Here is a 17,294-nt window from a genome sequence, read left to right as displayed (position 1 = left end):
CTAGGGCTTGTCCACCTGCTCGTCGTTCTTCAGCCGGCCGAAGAGGCGCTTGGACTTCACCGGGTCCCACTTGACCGCCACGCCATCGCTGCGGGTGGGCAGGTTGGCGTTGGAGATGGGTACGGTCAGCTGCCGGCCGTCACCGCCGGTGACGCCCTTCATGGCCCAGAACATCGAGGTCAGGTCCCATAGCTCCATGTCCTTGTCCACGATCAGCGTGTCCAGGCCGGAGCCGATCACCGGGTAGAGCCGGAAGGGATTGAGGATGGTCGAGGGCGAGGCCGCCTGCTTGGCCAGGGTGTTGAGGAACTGCTGCTGGTGGCGCATCCGGCCCAGGTCCTGGTCGGCCTCCTGGTGCCGCTCCCGGACATAGGCCAGCGACTGCTTGCCGTCCAGGGTCTGGCAGCCGGCCTTGAAGTCGGCGCCGGAGTCCCGGTCCTTGATCGGCTTGTCGATGCAGATGTCCACGCCGCCCAGCGAGTCCACCAGGCTGCGGAAGCCGCCGAAGCCGATCTCGGCGTAGTGGTCGATATGCAGCCCGGTGTTGTACTCGATGGTCTGGATCAGCAGCTCCGCGTCACCGTCCGCGAAGGCCTCATTGAGCTTGTGGGTGGAGGCCGGGTAGCGCTTGCCGGACTTCTTGCCGGTGAAGGCCGGGATGGTGACATAGGAGTCCCGGGGGAGGCTGAGCATGGTGGTGCCGTTGTCCCCGGTGTGCAGGATCATCATCGAGTCGGTGCGCTTGCCCTCGGCGGAGCCGGTGTGCAGCTCCTGCTTCTCCTTGTCGGAGAGGCCCTCGCGGCTGTCGGACCCGACGATCAGATAGTTGGTGCCCTTGCCGGACGGCGCCCGGTCCGGGATCTTGCCCAGGTCCACCTCGCGGCGCAGCTTGGAGTCGGCCCAGAAGTAGGTGCCGGCCGACACTCCCACCAGCACCACCACCAGGACCAGCAGGCTGATGCCGATCCGGCGCTTCCAGTTGGGACGACGGGTGCGGTTCCCGCTGCCGCGTCCGTATATCTGGCCCGTGTTGTAGCCGTCATCGGCGGCGGGACGGCGCTGCGGCGGGCCTGCGTCCCGCCGGACGGTCCGGCGGTCATGGTTCATACCTTGAAGTGTGCCCGGGGATCCCCCCTGCCCCGCGCCGCTGTGCCAGGACCGGAGCCGGGCTGTTGCAGAGCTGATGCACAGCGGATGGCCGTGGGCCCACCGCGCAAGATCGGTAACGCACGCCTGCTTAGAGTGGACGTATGAGCGAAAACGTCGCCGGTGCCGCGGGCCCGGATCTCCCCGGCAAGTCAGTCGCGGCTTCCCGTACGACCTTGTCCCACATCATGACGGCGACGGACACCAATCTGCTGGGCACTGTGCACGGCGGCGTGATCATGAAGCTGGTGGACGATGTCGCCGGCGCGGTGGCCGGACGGCACTCCGGGGGCCCGGCGGTCACCGCCTCCATGGACGAGATGGCCTTCCTGGAGCCGGTCCGGGTCGGGGATCTTGTTCATGTCCAGGCCCAGTGCAACTGGACCGGCCGTAGCTCGATGGAGATCGGGGTCCGGGTGATGGCCGAGCGCTGGAACGAGTCCGCGCCCCCGGTGCAGGTGGGCAGCGCCTATCTGGTGTTCGCCGCGGTGGACGAGGAGGGCAGGCCGCGCCCGGTGCCGCCGGTGATCCCGGAGACCGAGCGGGACCGGCGGCGCTACCAGGAGGCGCAGATCCGCCGCACCCACCGGCTGGCCCGGCGTCGCGCGATCATGGAGCTGCGGAAGAACCGCGCGGCGGAGGGGCTCGACGACGAGTAGCCGCAGGCCATGGAGCCGGGCGCGAAAACCGGTGGCAGGACCACCGCGGCCGCTGCTACGTTTCCCCATGGCCGTGCAGGAGAACGAGGAGGTGGTACCCGTGAACGCAGTATCGACATGGGTGCTCCCCTCCGGGGTCACGGTCGGGCGGTAGGTCGTCCGGGAGCGCCGTTTTCCGTGCACTCCCGAAAGGCACGACCATGCATTTCACCTCTGAGCGGCGCCTCGACGACGGGGTCGTCGAGCGCGCATTCACCCTTGGCGGGGCCCCCGGCTTCCTGTGGACTCCCGCCTTCGCGTCCGAGTCCGCACCGGTGCCGCTGATTCTGCTCGGCAGCTCCCCGCTCGGACTCCCCAGGATGTATCCCCGGCTGGCGGCGCGGGCCCGGCAGGCCGCGGCGGATGGCTTCGCCGCGGCCACCATCGAGCTCCCCGGCTGCGGTGACCGGCCCCGTTTGGCCGCCGTCGAACAGGCCCGCGCCGATATGCGCCGGGCCATTCAGGCCGGTGAGCCGGTGAGCGACGAGATCATCGACGCGCTGGTCCTCCCGCTGGTGGAGGAGGCGGTCCCGGAATGCCGGGCGGCCCTGGACGCCTTGCTGTCACTGCCCGCGCTCGACGGCCCCGTCGGGTACTCGGGCGGAGTGATCTCCATCGGCGTTCGCCTGGCGCACGTAGAACCGCGGATCGTGGCCGCCGGCCTGTTCGCCGGGAGCTTTGTGCCGCGCGCCATGTTCGAGGAGGCCCGCCGGGTCACCATCCCGCTGCATGTCCTGCTGCAGTGGGACGACGAGGGCAACGACCGGCAGGCGGCCCTGGACCTGTTCGACGCCTTTGGCTCCAGGGAGAAGTCCCTCTACGCCAATATGGGCGGGCACACCGGCGTCCCACCGTTCGCCGGGGACGCCGCGGCCCGGTTCTTCGCCCGGCATCTGAGGCGTCCCTGCGCGGCCGGCGCGGCCTGAGCGCCGAGCTCAGGTCCCGTCGGCGCAGGCGACCTGGTCCCCGGTGACGACCTGGTTGCCGGTGGGGTGGACCGGTGCGGGCTCGGCGGCCCGCACCGGGTGCACCTCCTGGAAGTCATTGCCCAGAATCACCTGCACCAGCGGCCCCTGCCCCGGCACCGCCCGCAGCTCCGCGCCGGGCAGGGCGGCCGCCACCGTGCGCACCGAGCGGTCCCAGCGCGGGTCGAAGCCGATCACCGTGCGCGGGGCCGGCGGCGCGTCGCCGGGGATACCGGTGGTGGCGAAGCCGGTGGCGCGCAGCGCCTCGTCCGTGGTCCGGCCCAGACCATTGCGTTTGGTGCCATTGAGCACCTGGACATGGATGCGGCTGGGCGCCACCTCCACCGGCGTCGGCCGCACCGGCGGCTTGCCGTCCTGCGCCCGCCGGGCCGGCAGCGCGATCGGCCGGTCCTCGCGCAGGGCCTGGAAGATCCTGGCCGCCGCCGGCTCGTCCCACTTCACCGTGGAGCCGACCCCCTTCACCGGGAAGTCCACGGTCGCCACCGGCACCGAGGTGAACTCCGAGGAGGCCGGCGAGAGATCCTTGAGCTTGCGCCCCAGCTCCACCAGGTCTTCGGTGCCAAAGCCGCGGTCGGCCCGTACCGAGCCCAGCAGGGTGGTGGCCACCTGCTGGAAGCGGACCGGGTTGAGCAGCATCCCGCTGCTGGTCACCTGGTGCAGCAGAGAGGCGACAAAGCGCTGCTGGCGCCGCATCCGGCCCAGGTCGGAGCTGCCGTCCACATGCCGGGCGCGGACATACTGCAATGCCTGGCCGCCGCCCAGGGTGCTGGTGCCCGCCGGCAGGTCCAGCCCGCTGTAGCTGTCCCTCAGCGGCCGGGTGGTGCACACCTGGACTCCGCCCAGCAGGTCCACGGTCTTCATAAAGCTGCTGAAGTCCACCTCCAGATAGTGGTCGATATGCACCCCGGTCAGCCGCTCCACCGACCTCACGGTCAGCGAGGGGCCGCCCTCGGCATAGGCCGCGTTGAGCTTCTGCGGATGGGCCGGGTGGAAGCGGCCCTGGCGGTCGGTGCGCTCGGGGAGGATGGTGTAGGTGTCCCGCGGCAGGCTCACCACGCTGGCCCGGTCCCGGTCGGCGGAGAGGTGCACCAGCATCATGGTGTCGGTGCAGTGACAGGCGTCGCCGCCCAGCTTGTAGCGGGTGCGCTGCTCCTCGGTGATGGTGTCCCGGCTGTCGGTGCCGACCAGCAGCACATTGAGCCCGGCACTGCCGCGCGGCCGGTCGGACAGCCCGGCGAAGGGGTCCAGCCGGCCGATGTCCCGGTTGATGCGGTGCACCACCGCGTGCCCGATGCCGCTGGTGGCCAGGATTCCCGCGGAGATCACGGCGGCGACGCGCAGTCCCCAGCGGGGGGAGCGCCGTACCCCGTGCCGGGCGCGGCTGGGCCGGGAGGGATCCGGGTCGGCCATCGTGAGCACCTCCGCTGGGGGCGGGCAGTAACCGCCGTCACGGTAGGTCCATACGATCAGCGGATAGCGGCCCCACGCCGCCGGCCGGCGGCCGGGCCACCCGGGCGGGGCCGGGGATGTCCCCCGTTGGCGGTAACGTGGGCCGATGATTCCGCTGTCCGCCGGGGGGTGACCCCGACCCCCGTACCCCCGAGGAACCATGCCAGAGCAGCAGCCCGCCGTTTCCGTGATCATGCCGGTGCTCAATGAGGAGCGCCATCTGCGCACCGCCGTCCGGCACATCCTTGAGCAGGACTACGCCGGTGAACTGGAGGTGGTGATCGCGCTCGGTCCGTCCACCGACCGGACCGACGAGATCGCCGCCGAACTCGTCCGCGAGGACCCCCGGGTGCATACCGTGCCCAACCCCACCGGCCGTACCCCCGCCGCGCTCAATGCCGCGATCAAGGCGTCCCGCCATCCGATCGTGGTGCGGGTGGACGGTCACGGGATGCTGTCGCCCGACTACATCGCCACGGCGGTGCGGCTGCTGGACGAGACCGGGGCGCAGAACGTCGGCGGGATCATGCACGCCGAGGGGGAGAACGACTGGGAGCGGGCGGTGGCCGCCGCCATGACCTCCAGGATCGGGGTGGGCAACGCGGCGTTCCACACCGGTGGCACGGCGGGCCCGGCGGAGACCGTGTATCTGGGGGTCTTCCGGCGGGCGGCGCTGGAGCAACAGGGCGGCTACAACGAGGAGTTCATCCGGGCCCAGGACTGGGAGCTGAACTTCCGCATCCGGGAGGCGGGAGGGCTGATCTGGTTCTCGCCGGAGCTCAGGGTGTCGTACCGGCCGCGGCCCAATGTGCGGGCGCTGGCCAAGCAGTACAAGGACTACGGGCGTTGGCGGCATGTGGTCGCCCGCTTCCACAAGGGCTCCATCAATTTGCGGTACTTGGCGCCGCCGGCCGCGGTGCTGGCCATTGCGGCCGGGGTGGTGCTGGGTGTTGCCGTCACGCCGTGGGCGCTGGTGGTGCCCGGGGGGTACCTGGCCGCGATCGTCGCGGGGTCGGTGCCGGCGGGCAAGGGGCTGCCGGTGGGGGCGCGGGTACGGATCCCCCTTGCCCTGGCCACCATGCATATGTCGTGGGGGTTCGGGTTCCTGACGAGTCCGCGGTCGCTGGCGAAGCGGGTTATTGCGAGTCGGCGGCCGGCGGTCAAGGGGTAGTTTTTCGGGCGCGGGCTGCGGGTGGTTGCTCGCGCCCACGCGGCGGAGCCGCATAGCGAAGCAGCCCCGCGCCCCTGGGGTCCCCGGTCAGAAGCGGTTCAGTGAATTGACCTTCATACAGGCCGACTTGTCCTCGCCGTTGAGCGGATCGGCGCTCTCCGGCGCCTTGTTGTCGGACGGCTTCTTCTCGGACGGCTTGTCGTCCTTCTTGGCCCCGTCGTCCTTCTTGGCGGAGTCGTCCTGCCCGGACGTATCGTCCCCGCCCTGCGCCGGGTAGGCGGTGCCCTTGCGCCAGTCGCCGCCGACCACCAGCGTGATCCGGTCCACGGCGGGGGACAGGCGCACCGCGTCGCTGGGCAGTCCGACGGCCTTGGCCACGGCCAGGGCGTCGGCGCGCTGGGCGGCGCGCGGGTAGGTGATGGTGGTGTCCGCCTGGGCGCCGGGCGTGGAGTCCGCGGTGGCCTTGGTGAAGCCCTGCTTGACCAGGTACGCGGCCACATCCGAGCCGCGCCCGGTGACCGGCGGCAGCACCACGGTGCCGGTGCCGTTGACCACGGTGACGGCGATGCCGGCCTTGGCCTTGTCGGCGGTGGCGGGTGTGCGCTGGTCGTCCTTGTCGTCCTTGGGCTTGTCCTTGCCGTCCAGCGCGATGTCATTGCGGACCAGCGAGAACAGCTTGTCGGCGTCACCGGGCTTGGGCACCACATGGGCGTCCGGGTCCTGGGGGTCGGCGGCCCAGGGCATGGTGGTCATGGTGATCCGGGCGGTGGGCACCCGCCGTACGTCATTGGCCAGGTCGTAGAGCTTCTTCACCGAGCCCAGGTCCTTGTCCACGGTGAGCGCCTTGGTGGCCGCCTCGGCCAGGTCGGTGAGCTGTCCGGGGTCGGTGAGCTTGGTGCCGCTCTTGAGCTGGCGGACCATCGCGTTCATATACATGTGCTGGGCGTGGGTACGGCCGATGTCGCTGCCGTCCTCGAAGCCATGCCGGGTGCGCAGCCACTGCAGGGCCTGTTCGCCCTTGATGGTGTGGGTGCCCTTGGTCAGCCGCAGGCCGGACTTGTCGTCATAGACATTGCCGTCCACACAGACCGGCACCCCGCCCACCGCGTCCGCCATGCTCACCACGCCGGAGAAATCGATCATCATAAAGTGGTCGATGGGGATGCCGGTGAGCTCCTCCCAGGCAGCCACCGTGCAGCCCGGACCGCCGTTCTGCAGGCTGGTGTTGATGATCTGGCTGTGGGTCTCCGGGTAGACCTTGCCGTCGGAGGGGTCGGTGCACTTGGGGATGGTCACCCGGGTGTCCCGGGGGACGCTGATCACCGACATATTGCTGCGGTCCGCCGAGACATGCACCAGCATCTCCACATCGGCCAGGCCGGGCCGGTCGGCCTCGTCACGGGCGCCGCCGAGCTCCTGGTTCTCCTTGCCCGCCCGGCTGTCCGAGCCCAACAGCAGGATGTTCAGCGGGCGTTGGCCCGCCGAGTTGGGCACGCTGCGGTCCAGCGGCTTGTCGCTGAGATTGAGGGCGCTCTTGCGGATGTTGTGGTTGAGGTGCCGGTAGTAGACATAGGCGGCGGTGGACGCGCCGAGCACCGCCACGGCCAGCGAGAGGGCGCTCCAGCGCAGTATTCGGGCCTTGCGGCGGCGGGGCTTCTCCTTCGGCTCGGTCTCCGTGGTTTCTGTCCGGTCCCCTTGTGCGCTGCTGCGCCCCATCGGGCCTCCCCTTAGCGTCCGGCCCGAAGGGCAGGCGTGTCCTACGTGGTTTTTTGGGCTAGCTGGTGCTACTGGGCTAGATGCGCAAATTTGTGCGTACGGTTCGCTTGGCGGGCCACTTCGCTGCCTCGCTGTCTTGCCGCTTCGCTGCTTCGCTATTTCGCGCAGATGTTGTCGTCGTCCGCTTCGATCTTCTGGATGCCCTCCGGCGCCTTGGCCGGGGCCTTGGGCGCGTTGACCGGGGTGCCGGCGCCCTTGAAGTCCTGGCCCAGGGTGAGCGTCATCTCCGCGGTGGGCGCCGCGTTGGCGGTGCCCTGCTTGAGGGCGTCCGCGGACAGGCCCAGCACATCGGCCAGCCGGCGGGCCTGGTCGGCCTGGTTGGGGGCGAACTCCAGGGTGGTCCTGGCCACCTTCTTGGCGGGGGCGTTGCCGCCGTTGCCGGTCCGTACCATGCCCTTGGTGTTCTGCAGCCAGGTGACGGTCTCCTGGGCAGCGCCCATCCTGCCGCTGCCGTTGAACACCTTGACCCGGACGGCCGCGGGCTCGGCCCGGGGGCCCTTGAGGAGCGCCTGCTGCTTGGCGTCCTTCTCCTCCTTGGCCGCCTTCTCCTTCTGCTTCACCTCGGTGAGCGAGACATCCTGGCGGACCATCTCCAGCAGCGGCTCGGCCTTGGCCTTGTCCAGGATGACGGTCTTGTGCACCTTGCCGTCCGCCGGATTGTCCAGCACCGGCAGGGTGGTGAAGGTGATGTTCTTCAGATTCACCTTGCTCAACTCCCGGCCCAGACTGGTGAGTTTGGATATGGAGCCAATCCCGGTGTCCACGGTCAGCGACTTGGTGGCCGCGTTGCCCAGGTCATAGAGCTTCTTGGGGTCCGACAGGGTGTCACCGGACTTCATCTTGCGGATCATGGAGCTCAGAAACTGCTGCTGGAGCTTGATGCGGTCCAGATCGCTCTCGAAGCCCACGCTGTGCCGGGTACGGACGAAGGCCAGCGCGTCCTCGCCCTCGATCTCATGGCGGCCCTTGCTCAGCTTGAGGTGGGACTTGGGGTCGTTGATGTCCTTGGCCAGGCACACCTCCACCCCGCCCACCGCCGAGGAGAGCTGCTTGACCGCATTGAAGTCGGCCATCATAAAGTGACTGACCTTCAGCCCGGTGATCTGCTCCACGGTCCGCCAGGTGCAGCCGGGGTCGCGGTCCTCCTGGCCCAGGCTCTCGTTGAAGCGGACATTGTGGGAGCCGGGTATCTGCTTGGTGGTGCCGCCCTCTTTGACGGGGCACTGCGGAATGTCCACGATCATGTCGCGCGGGATGGAGACCACCGTGGCGTTGCTGCGGTCCTCCGAGACATGGAAGAGCAGGGTGGTGTCGGCGTGGCCGACGCTGCCGTCGTCGCCGTAGCCGGTGTTGCCCTTGCCGGAGCGCTTGTCGGTGCCGATGACCAGGATGTTGACCGGGCCGTCCGGGACCGCGTCGTTCTTCACCCCGACATCGACCTTGGCGATGTTGTTGTTGAGGTGCTGGTAGAGCAGATACGCGCCCAGGGAGCCGCCGACCAGTACAAAGCCCAGGGTGCCTCCGGTCCAGGCCAGGGCCTTCTTCTTTTTGGACGCCTTGGGCCGGGGCTTGCGGCGGCCGCCGGCCGGTGCCGCGGCCGCCGCCTTGGCGTCCGCCCGGCCACCGCGCCGGCCGCTGCCGCGCTGCTCGGGGACGGTCGGCTTGGCGGGGGTGCCCGGCTTCGCGGCGCCCGGCCTGGGCACGCCCGGCTTGGCAGCGGGCGGCAAGGGGGAGCCCGCCGCCGCCGGCCCCGCGGGGTTCAGCCGTAGCTCGTAGTTGCCGGTCTTGGGGTCCAACACCCACTGGTCGGCGGGGTCGATGCCGTCCGCCTGGCCACGGCCTTGCGCGTCCACGGTCGCCTGAATCCTCCGTCGTTGCCGGCTCGTCTGAGCGGTGCGCGGTCGCGTGGCCGGTCGCGTGGCCGTACGCGGAGATCGCTCACACTATCGGCCCAGTTCAGCGGCAACTGACGCCGGAGACAAATCGCGGCCCTTGGACAACCGGTCAATTGGCGGCAAAAGTGCCCATCAGTCGCAGATACCGTGTGCCGCCGTGGTGCCCTCATAGGTGGGCGGACGGCTGGGTGAGGGGTCGCCCTCCCCGTCACGCGGCGGCTTGTTGTCGGCCGGGCGGATCTGCTGAGTGACCGGCACCGGCTTGTCCCTGCGCAGCAGTTCGAAGAGCTGGTCGGCATCCGGCTGCACCAGCTCGTCCCGGTCCGGGTTGTAGGGGTAGGGCCGGCGCGGCACGGTCAGGAACTGCACCCGCTCGGTGGGGATATGACGCACCGTGCGCACCAGGTCATACATCTTCTTGAGCGAGTCCAGCCCGGCGTCGGTGGTCAGCGACTTGGTGGCGGCGTCCAGCACCGGATAGAGCCGGGCGGGGTTGAGCAGCACGCCATTGCTGCTCAGCTCCTGGAACAGCGAGCCCAGAAAGCCCTGCTGACGGCCCATGCGCTCGGTGTCGCTGCCGTCGCCGATGCCATAGCGGGCACGTACATAGCCCAGCGCCTGCTCCCCGTGCAGCACCTGGCGCCCGGCCGGGAGGGTGAGGTGCGCCTCCTTGTCGTTGATGGGCTTGCGCAGGCACACCGGCACCCCGTCCACCGCGTCCACCAGCCGCTTAAAGCTATTGAAGTCCACCACAATGTGGTGGTTGATCCGGATATGGGTGATGTTCTCCAGGGTGCGGATGGTGCAGGCCGGACCGGCGAACTCAAAGGCCCAGTTGAACTGGGCGAAGTGCTCATTGGTGTGGCTGCCGTCGGGCCGCCGGCAGCTGGGGATGTGCGCCATCAGGTCCCGGGGCAGGCTGACCGCGGTCGCCCGCTGCCGGTCGGCGGAGAGGTGCAGCAGGATGGTGGTGTCCGAGCGCTGGGTGCCGCTGTCCTGGCCGTACTTGGAGTTCTCCGGGCCGGTGCGGCTGTCGGAGCCGATGATCAGGATGTTCTGCGCCCCGGCCACCAGCGCGCTGGGCCGCTGGTGCTCGTACTCGGCCAGTTCCTCGGCGGTGCGGGTGTCGGTGGTGATGTTGGCGCTGAGCCGCTCATAGAGGTACCAGCCCAGCCCGGTCAGCGTCAGCAGCAGCCCGGCCAGCCCCAGCGCCAGCCAGCGCAGCCAGCGGCGCCCGCGGCGGTGCGCGGGTGCCCTGACCGGGCCGGGGGCGGTGGAGCGTGGGATCACTGCGAGCGTCCTCCTCCACAAGGGGCGGTGTACGCCCGATCATCGCGCGGGAAGGACGCTCCGGCAGCGTCAGAGGGCCGTCACGGTGACGCGCTCGCTCTCCAGGCGCTGCGACAGGCCCTCCGCCGGCAGCCGGTCCAGGTTGCGGCAGAGCACCACCGAGGCGCCCGCGGCCAGCGGGGCGAAGAGGCCGGCCGAGAGCCCGTCCCAGTCCTGGTAGGACAGGCCGGACAGCAGCCGGGCGCCGGGCTCAAGGCCCAGCCGGAGCGCGTCCTGGCGGGCCCGTTCGACCAGCTGGGCGCCGGTCAGCTCCAGGCCGTCCACCGTCAGTGCCGGGGCCTGGGGGTCCACCGGGGCGTAGGGGGTGAACCGGTCGCCCTGGCCCGGTACCTCCACCGCATAGTCGGTGAAGCCCGGCGGCGGCTGTGGGAAGCGGCCGCCCAGCGGGCGCAGGGCGAGTGCCATGCGCTCCCCGGGGCAGGCGCGCGCCTCCTCCAGGGTGTCCGGGCCGCTGACCACCAGACCGGCCCCGGCCGGGTCGCCGCCGACCTCGGCCACCACCCCGGTGGCGGAGCAGGCCAGCAGCCAGACGGCGGTCTGCCAGTGGGCGGGCAGCAGCAGGGCGAGGCGGTCGCCGGGCTCGGCGGCCAGGTCGCCCTGGAGCAGATTGGCGGTTTTCGCCACCCAATTGGCGAAGGTGGCCACGGACAGTTCCACGCGCTCGCCGGTGGCGTCGTCGTAGAAGGTCACCAGGGGGCGGGCCGGGTCCGCGGCGAGCGCGGAACGCAGCAGGTCGGCGGGGGTGTGATCGGTGGCGTTCATCGGCGCCAGGGTACGCGCCGGGGCGGTCCGCGGGCAGGGCGACGGGCGGCGGCGGACGCGCTCGGTGGCCGACTGGTCATCAGCTTACGAATGGACAGATTTAAGACGTTATGTCCAGGATGCTTGACATGCGCGGATTGCTTGCCACTTCGACGGTCACGGCCTGCGCGGCCGTGCTGACCCTGCCCTTCCTCGCCGCCTCCGGCCACGCCCTGCCGACCGCTCCGACCACCGCGGCCGGGCCCGTGGAGCTGCCGGGCGCCACCTGGTCGCTGCCCCTGGTCCCGCTGCGCGCCGGCGGCGGCCGGGCGGCGGCGGCCGGACCGGTGGAGCAGGGGGTGGCCCCGCAGCGGGTCAAGCCCTTCTCGCTGGTCGGCATCGTCTGGGACAACGCCGCCGCCGAACTGCGCGGACGGGCCCAGGTACGCACCCGTGCGGTGGGCAGCCACACCTGGTCCGGCTGGCAGGACGTGGAGATCCACGACCAGGACCGCCCCGACCCGGGAAGCCTGGAGGCGCGCCGCCTCAAGGGGGCCACCGCCCCGCTGTGGGTGGGCGCCTCGGACGCCGTGGAGGCCCGGGTCATCCCGGAGGGCACCGGCCGGCGCGGCGCGGCCACCGCGCTGCCCCCGGGCATGCGGCTGGAGCTGGTCGATCCGGGCACCGGGCCGGTCCGCAAGGGCGGCCACCGCTCGGTGCCGGGCCCGGACGGCCCCGAGGACGAGGCCAGTTCCGCCGCCAACGCCGCGCTGGCACCGGCGGACGCCACCGAGATCGCGGCCACCGGCCGGCCGCCCTCGGCGGACGAGGCGGCCGCGCTGACCGCGGTGGGCGACGGCGATCCGGCCCACGGCCAGGAGGCCGGCGGCCCGGCGGACAACCCGGGGCCGCAGGACGAACCGCAGCAGCCGGACCAGTCCCGGCCGCAGGACGAGCCACGGCAGCCGGACCGGCCCGGTCCCCAGGACGAGCCCAGGCCGCAAATCCCGGCCGACGAGGACGACTCGGCGACCGCCGCCACCGACGACGGACAGGACGACCCCGGCGACGACTCCGACGACAGCGACTACTCCGGCTATGCCGCGCCCCGCCCGCGCATCGTCACCCGGGCCGGCTGGGGCGCCGATGAGTCCATCCGGGAAAAGGGCTTTGTCTACGGCAAGTCGGTGAAGGTGGCCTTTGTGCACCACACCGCCTCCGGCAACACCTACAGCTGCTCCCAGGCCCCCTCCGTCATCCGCGGTATCTACCGCTACCACGTGGTCAGCAGCGGCTGGCGGGACATCGGCTACAACTTTCTCGTAGACAAGTGCGGGACCATCTACGAAGGCCGTGCGGGGGGTGTGGCCAAGCCGGTGCGGGGCGCGCACACCCTCGGTTTCAACACCGACAGCATGGGCATCGCCGTTCTCGGGACGTTCAGCAAGAACAAACCGGCCGCCGCCGCGGTGGAGGCCATCGCCCGGCTGACGGCCTGGAAGCTCGGACTGTACGGCGGTAACCCCGCCGGCCGGGCCACGCTGACCTCGGCAGGCGGCAACCTCTACAAGAAGGGCAAAAAGGCCAAGCTCAAGGTCATCTCCGGCCACCGGGACGGCTACAGCACCGAATGCCCGGGGGACCAGCTCTACAAAAAGCTTGGCAGTGTACGGTCCACGGCGGCTCGTTTGCAGGGACGCTGACCGGGCGCGTCCGGAACCATACGTTCTGCATACACTGGCCGCCGTTCAAGGCCCGGCCCCCAGCAGGAAGCAGAGACCACAAGGTGACAGAAGCGATTCTCCTGGTCGGTGGCAAGGGAACCAGGCTGCGGCCGCTCACCGTCAACACACCCAAGCCGATGGTCCCGGCGGCGGGCGTCCCCTTCCTCACCCACCAGCTGGCCCGGGCGCGGGCGGCCGGCATCGAGCACATCGTGCTGGCCACCTCCTATCTGGCGGAGGTCTTCGAGCCGTACTTCGGTGACGGCTCGGCGCTGGGCCTGCACCTGGAGTACGTCACCGAGCGGGAGCCGCTGGGCACCGGCGGCGCCATCCGCAATGTGGCCTCCCGGCTGACCTCCGGCCCCGATGAGCCGGTGCTGGTCTTCAACGGCGACATCCTCACCGGCCTGGACATCGGGGCGCTGATCGGCACCCACCGGAACAGCGGCGCGGATGTCTCACTGCATCTGACCCGGGTGGCCGACCCCCGGGCGTACGGGCTGGTGCCCACCGACCCCGACGGGCGGGTGACGGCCTTCCTGGAGAAGCCGCAGACCCCCGAGGAGATCGTCACCGACCAGATCAACGCGGGCGCCTATGTCTTCAACCGCTCGGTGATCGACACCATCCCGGCCGGCCGCCCGGTCTCGGTGGAGCGCGAGACCTTCCCCGGGCTGCTGGCCGACGGAGCGCATCTGCACGGCATGGTGGACTCCACCTACTGGCTGGACCTGGGCACCCCCCAGGCGTTCGTCCGTGGCTCCGCCGACCTGGTGCTGGGCCGCGCCCCCTCCCCGGCGGTGCCGGGGCGCTGCGGCGAGCGGCTGGTGCTGGACGGCGCCGAGGTGGCGCCGGACGCCAAGCTGATGGGCGGCACGGTGGTGGGCGCCGGGGCCCGGATCGCCCCGGGTGCCCGGGTGGACGGCAGCACGGTGCTGGACGGGGCGGTGATCGAGGCGGGCGCGCAGGTGCGGGACTCGCTGATCGGTGCCGGTGCGCGGATCGGGGCCCGTACGGTGCTGGACGGGGCGGTGATCGGCGACGGTGCGGTGGTCGGCGCCGGCAATGAACTGCGCCTGGGCGCCCGAGTCTGGTGCGGCGCGGAGATTCCGGCCGGTTCGATCCGCTTCTCCTCGGACGAGTAGGGCGCCCCGTCGCCCTGCGCCCTGCCCGCCGGGGGCGCCCCGTAAGGGGCGCGGGGCGGCACTTTATGCGGCTCCGCCGCGTGGGCGCGACCAGCCACGGGCGGCCCGCACGCGACACGTGACCGAGCGCATGGAGCCGCTCACCACAGGAACCGCACCCGGCGCCCCGGAACCCCTCACTCCCCGGTGGCGATCACGATCACCTCGTCCCCCTCCGCCCAGCGGCGGACCGTGTCCTTGTGCGGGTTGACCCGGACCCCATAGCCCGGCCCGGTGCCCGTCTCCGCGTGGTCGCGGTAGCCGATGGCGCAATCGCCCCGGCGCCGGGCCGACTCCACCACCGTGCTGAAGGAGGTCTCGGCGCCCGGCCGCAGATAGTGGCCGGCGGGCCGCAGCAGGACCTCATTGCCGCCCGCGGCGAACAGCTCCTCGAACAGGCCGGCCAGCCCTCGGTTCTGGGAGATCTGGGCCATCAGCAGGCCGATCAGCTTGCCGCTGACAATGAAGTCGGCGCCGGGGCTGACCGGGGCCAGCCCCCGGTTGCGGTCGTCGGTCATCTCGGTGACCACCGGCAGTTCCCGGCCGGACGACTGCTCCCAGGCGCGCAGCAACAGCAAGGTGACCAGCGTCCGGTCGTCGGGCTCATCCTGCCCGTCGGACCCGTCATGGCCGTCCGGGTCGGGACCCAGGACGATCACGCTGTCGTACGAGGCGAAGTCCAGGGCGTCCACCACCTCCGGCCGGGTGGGGTCGCCCTCCCGGAAGACCACCGAGAGGGCCGCTCCGGCAGCCTCCCCGGCGGCACGTACCGCCTCGGCCGTGGTGGCTGAGCCATCGGCGACCACATCCAGCACCGAGCCGGCGACGGTGTAGTGGCTCAGCTGGTCCACCACCAGCGGGGCGCGGCGGTTCCAGCCCAGCAGCAGGGCCCGTTCGGCCCGGGCGGTCACCGGCGGGCGGGGCACGATCAGCGATTCGTCCACCGGCCTGGCCGGGGCGGCGAGCACGGCGGTGTCATCGTCCTCGGTGACCACCACCAGCCGGTCGTCCGGGCCCAGCACGGTGTCCGAGGGCGGGTTGAGGGCCAGGGTGCCGTCGGCCCGTACCAGGCCCACCGGGCAGGAGGCGGTGTACGCCAGCAGGGCCTCGCCGAAGGTACGGCCGGCCAGCGCGGGCTCCCGGACGGTGTAGAACTCGTCGCCCGCGAAGTCCAGCAGCTCCTGGTAGACCAGGGAGAGGCCGGGGCGGCGGGCGCACTGCACAATCAGCCGGGCGGTGATGTCGTCGATCTCCAGCACCACCCCCTGGGGCCCGGCCGCCAGGCGGGCGGCCAGCCGGTACCGGGCGTCCCGGACCGCCGCCACCACCCGGGCCCCGCCGTCCTGCCCGGCGGCGCCCAGCGCCAGCAGCGTCTTGACCACCTCGGCGTCCCCGGACGGCTCCTCGCGCGGCAGCACCAGGACGGCGCCGGCCGTCCGGGGGCTGACCCGGGGCAGCACGGCCGGGTCCTTGGTGGAACCGCTGCGGCAGATCAGCCGGGTGGTGCGGGTGGGGCCCACCTTGGTGTGCAGGGCGTCCTCCATATCCGTCTTGTCGCGGTCGGCCAGGACGGCGACCACGCCGCGCCGCTGGTTGGCATTGGCCTCGATCAGCTCGGACACCACCGTGAACACCTGCTCGGACCAGCCGAGGACCACCACATGGCCCTCCTCCAGCACGGTGGAGCGGCCCCGGCGCAGGTCGGTCAGCCGCTGGTTGACCCCGGCGGTGATCAGACTCACCAGGGCGGAGACATAGAACAGGGCGACCAGGGCGAGCACCACGGAGAGCGCGATCCGCAGCGGCGGCCCGGCCTCGCCGCCCAGCCGGAGGGTCTGGCCCGCGATATGCCAGATGGCCCGGAGCTTGCCCGGTAAGGAGGTGGGTGCCCCATGGTCCGTCCACACCAGCAGCACACTGGCCGGGAGGACGACGGCCAGACAGGCCGCGGCGAGCCAGCCGATCAGGGCGGGTGTGCCGCGGGACATCGTGCTGTCGAACCAGTACCGTGCGCGCTCCCGCCACCGAGTCACAGCTGAGCCTGCTCGGGTGGGCGGGCGGGTAACCCGGTGGCAGGTGCTTTCGTCGGATTAAGCGATGCATCGGCCAGGTGTGCTGACGCCGTGGCGGTGCCGGCCCCGCGGTGGTGCTCGCCCCGCGGTGGTCGGAGCGGCCGCGTACCCTTGGCCACCATGCCCACCCGCTCCTGGACCCCGCCCGGTCCCTATGACCTGGCCCGCACGCTGGGGGTCCTGGCCCGAGGGCCCGGCGACCCGGCGTACCGGGTGAGCGACGGCATCTGGCGGGCCAGCCGTACGCCCGCCGGGCCGGGGACGGTCCACCTCGCGGTGAGCGATGGCCGGGTACGGGCCGAGGCGTGGGGCCCGGGCGCCGACTGGCTGCTCGACCGGCTCCCCGCCCTCCTCGGTGCCGAGGACGAACCGGGCGCGTTCACGCCCCGGCACCGGCTGGTGCATGAGGCGCACCGCAGGCATCCGGGGCTGCGGCTCGCCCGTACCGGGCTGGTGCTGGAGTCCCTGATCCCCTCGATCCTGGAGCAGAAGGTCACCAGTGACGAGGCGTACCGCGCCTGGCGGCTGCTGCTGCAACGGCATGGCGAGCCGGCGCCCGGCCCGGCCGGCAGTCCGGCCGCCCGGATGCGGGTGATGCCGGAGCCGGGCGGCTGGGCGCTGATCCCGTCCTGGGAATGGCACCGGGCCGGTGTCGATGCCAAGCGCTCCACGACGATTCTGCGGGCGGTGCGGGTGGCGGGGCGCCTGGAGGAGGCGGCCGCCATGGACGCACCCGGGGCGGCGGCGCGGCTCCAGGCTCTTCCCGGCATCGGGCCGTGGACGGCCGCCGAGACGCTGCAGCGCAGCAATGGCTTTGCGGACGCGGTGACGGTCGGCGATCTGCACTTGCCGCGGATTGTGGGGTATGCGCTGGCCGGTGACCGGAACACGGATGATGAGCGCATGCTCCGGCTTCTGGAGCCGTATGCGGGGCAGCGGCATCGGGCTTGCCGCTACATCCTGCTGAGCGGCACGAGGCCGCCCCGCCGGGCCCCCCGCTTCCCCATCCGCGACTACGCGGCCTTCTAGCGCGCCCCGCAAGGGGCGCGATCGGCCGTGTGCGGCCCGCACCCGAACAACCCGCCCCTGCGGGGCGGATCCC

13 protein-coding genes are annotated in these 17,294 nt (G+C 71.4%); 6 read left to right on the top strand and 7 right to left on the bottom strand.

Features of this window, described 5'->3' with window-relative positions:
- Entirely contained in the window at window positions 1-1,107 is a 1,107-nt protein-coding gene (locus CV755_RS19165) for an LCP family protein (protein ID WP_109281421.1), read from the bottom strand.
- Between the two features lie 143 nt (window positions 1,108-1,250).
- Between CV755_RS19165 and CV755_RS19160 the strand changes: the two genes are divergently transcribed.
- The gene (locus tag CV755_RS19160) at window positions 1,251-1,805 is read left to right on the top strand and encodes an acyl-CoA thioesterase (RefSeq protein WP_109281420.1); all 555 of its coding nucleotides are present in this window, start codon (window positions 1,251-1,253) and stop codon (window positions 1,803-1,805) included.
- A gap of 200 nt (window positions 1,806-2,005) precedes the next feature.
- Window positions 2,006-2,770 carry an alpha/beta hydrolase gene (locus CV755_RS19155; protein WP_109281419.1) on the top strand — a complete coding sequence of 255 codons (765 nt, stop codon included), beginning with the start codon at window positions 2,006-2,008 and terminating at the stop codon, window positions 2,768-2,770.
- Window positions 2,771-2,779: 9 nt separating this feature from the next.
- Here CV755_RS19155 and CV755_RS19150 read toward each other — a convergent pair whose 3' ends face one another.
- On the bottom strand, window positions 2,780-4,240 hold the full coding sequence (locus CV755_RS19150; protein WP_109281418.1) for an LCP family protein: 1,461 nt from the start codon (window positions 4,238-4,240) through the stop codon (window positions 2,780-2,782).
- Between the two features lie 199 nt (window positions 4,241-4,439).
- Between CV755_RS19150 and CV755_RS19145 the strand changes: the two genes are divergently transcribed.
- On the top strand, window positions 4,440-5,450 hold the full coding sequence (locus CV755_RS19145) for a glycosyltransferase family 2 protein (protein ID WP_109281417.1): 1,011 nt from the start codon (window positions 4,440-4,442) through the stop codon (window positions 5,448-5,450).
- A gap of 87 nt (window positions 5,451-5,537) precedes the next feature.
- On the opposite strand, the gene CV755_RS19140 is transcribed toward CV755_RS19145, so the two are convergent.
- The 4 genes from CV755_RS19140 to CV755_RS19125 form a co-directional block, all read right to left on the bottom strand.
- Window positions 5,538-7,166, bottom strand: coding sequence for an LCP family protein (locus CV755_RS19140; RefSeq protein ID WP_109281416.1), 1,629 nt, complete (start codon window positions 7,164-7,166; stop codon window positions 5,538-5,540).
- 155 nt (window positions 7,167-7,321) lie between these two features.
- Window positions 7,322-9,079 carry an LCP family protein gene (locus CV755_RS19135; RefSeq protein ID WP_109281415.1) on the bottom strand — a complete coding sequence of 586 codons (1,758 nt, stop codon included), beginning with the start codon at window positions 9,077-9,079 and terminating at the stop codon, window positions 7,322-7,324.
- Window positions 9,080-9,253: 174 nt separating this feature from the next.
- Window positions 9,254-10,411 carry an LCP family protein gene (locus CV755_RS19130; protein WP_241561289.1) on the bottom strand — a complete coding sequence of 386 codons (1,158 nt, stop codon included), beginning with the start codon at window positions 10,409-10,411 and terminating at the stop codon, window positions 9,254-9,256.
- A 69-nt stretch (window positions 10,412-10,480) separates the two neighbouring features.
- Window positions 10,481-11,233 carry a TIGR03089 family protein gene (locus tag CV755_RS19125; RefSeq protein ID WP_109281414.1) on the bottom strand — a complete coding sequence of 251 codons (753 nt, stop codon included), beginning with the start codon at window positions 11,231-11,233 and terminating at the stop codon, window positions 10,481-10,483.
- A gap of 128 nt (window positions 11,234-11,361) precedes the next feature.
- On the opposite strand from CV755_RS19125, the gene CV755_RS19120 reads away from it, so the two are divergent.
- Both CV755_RS19120 and manB read left to right on the top strand, forming a co-directional pair.
- Window positions 11,362-12,915: an N-acetylmuramoyl-L-alanine amidase gene (locus tag CV755_RS19120; RefSeq protein WP_109281413.1), complete on the top strand. Its 1,554-nt coding sequence runs from the start codon at window positions 11,362-11,364 to the stop codon at window positions 12,913-12,915.
- An 83-nt stretch (window positions 12,916-12,998) separates the two neighbouring features.
- Window positions 12,999-14,081: a mannose-1-phosphate guanylyltransferase gene (manB, locus tag CV755_RS19115; RefSeq protein ID WP_109281412.1), complete on the top strand. Its 1,083-nt coding sequence runs from the start codon at window positions 12,999-13,001 to the stop codon at window positions 14,079-14,081.
- A gap of 176 nt (window positions 14,082-14,257) precedes the next feature.
- Here the strand turns inward: manB and CV755_RS19110 are convergent, their stop codons facing one another.
- Entirely contained in the window at window positions 14,258-16,108 is a 1,851-nt protein-coding gene (locus CV755_RS19110; RefSeq protein WP_109281411.1) for a CASTOR/POLLUX-related putative ion channel, read from the bottom strand.
- Window positions 16,109-16,312: 204 nt separating this feature from the next.
- On the opposite strand from CV755_RS19110, the gene CV755_RS19105 reads away from it, so the two are divergent.
- On the top strand, window positions 16,313-17,221 hold the full coding sequence (locus tag CV755_RS19105) for a DNA-3-methyladenine glycosylase family protein (RefSeq protein ID WP_109281972.1): 909 nt from the start codon (window positions 16,313-16,315) through the stop codon (window positions 17,219-17,221).
- The last annotated feature ends 73 nt before the right edge of the window (window positions 17,222-17,294 follow it).

Origin of the sequence: Streptomyces orinoci (assembly GCF_003121295.1) — a bacterium.
In the GTDB taxonomy this organism is placed as follows: domain Bacteria; phylum Actinomycetota; class Actinomycetes; order Streptomycetales; family Streptomycetaceae; genus Streptomyces; species Streptomyces orinoci.
Note: the sequence above shows the minus strand (reverse complement) of the source record. Positions and strands in the feature narration are given on the sequence as shown.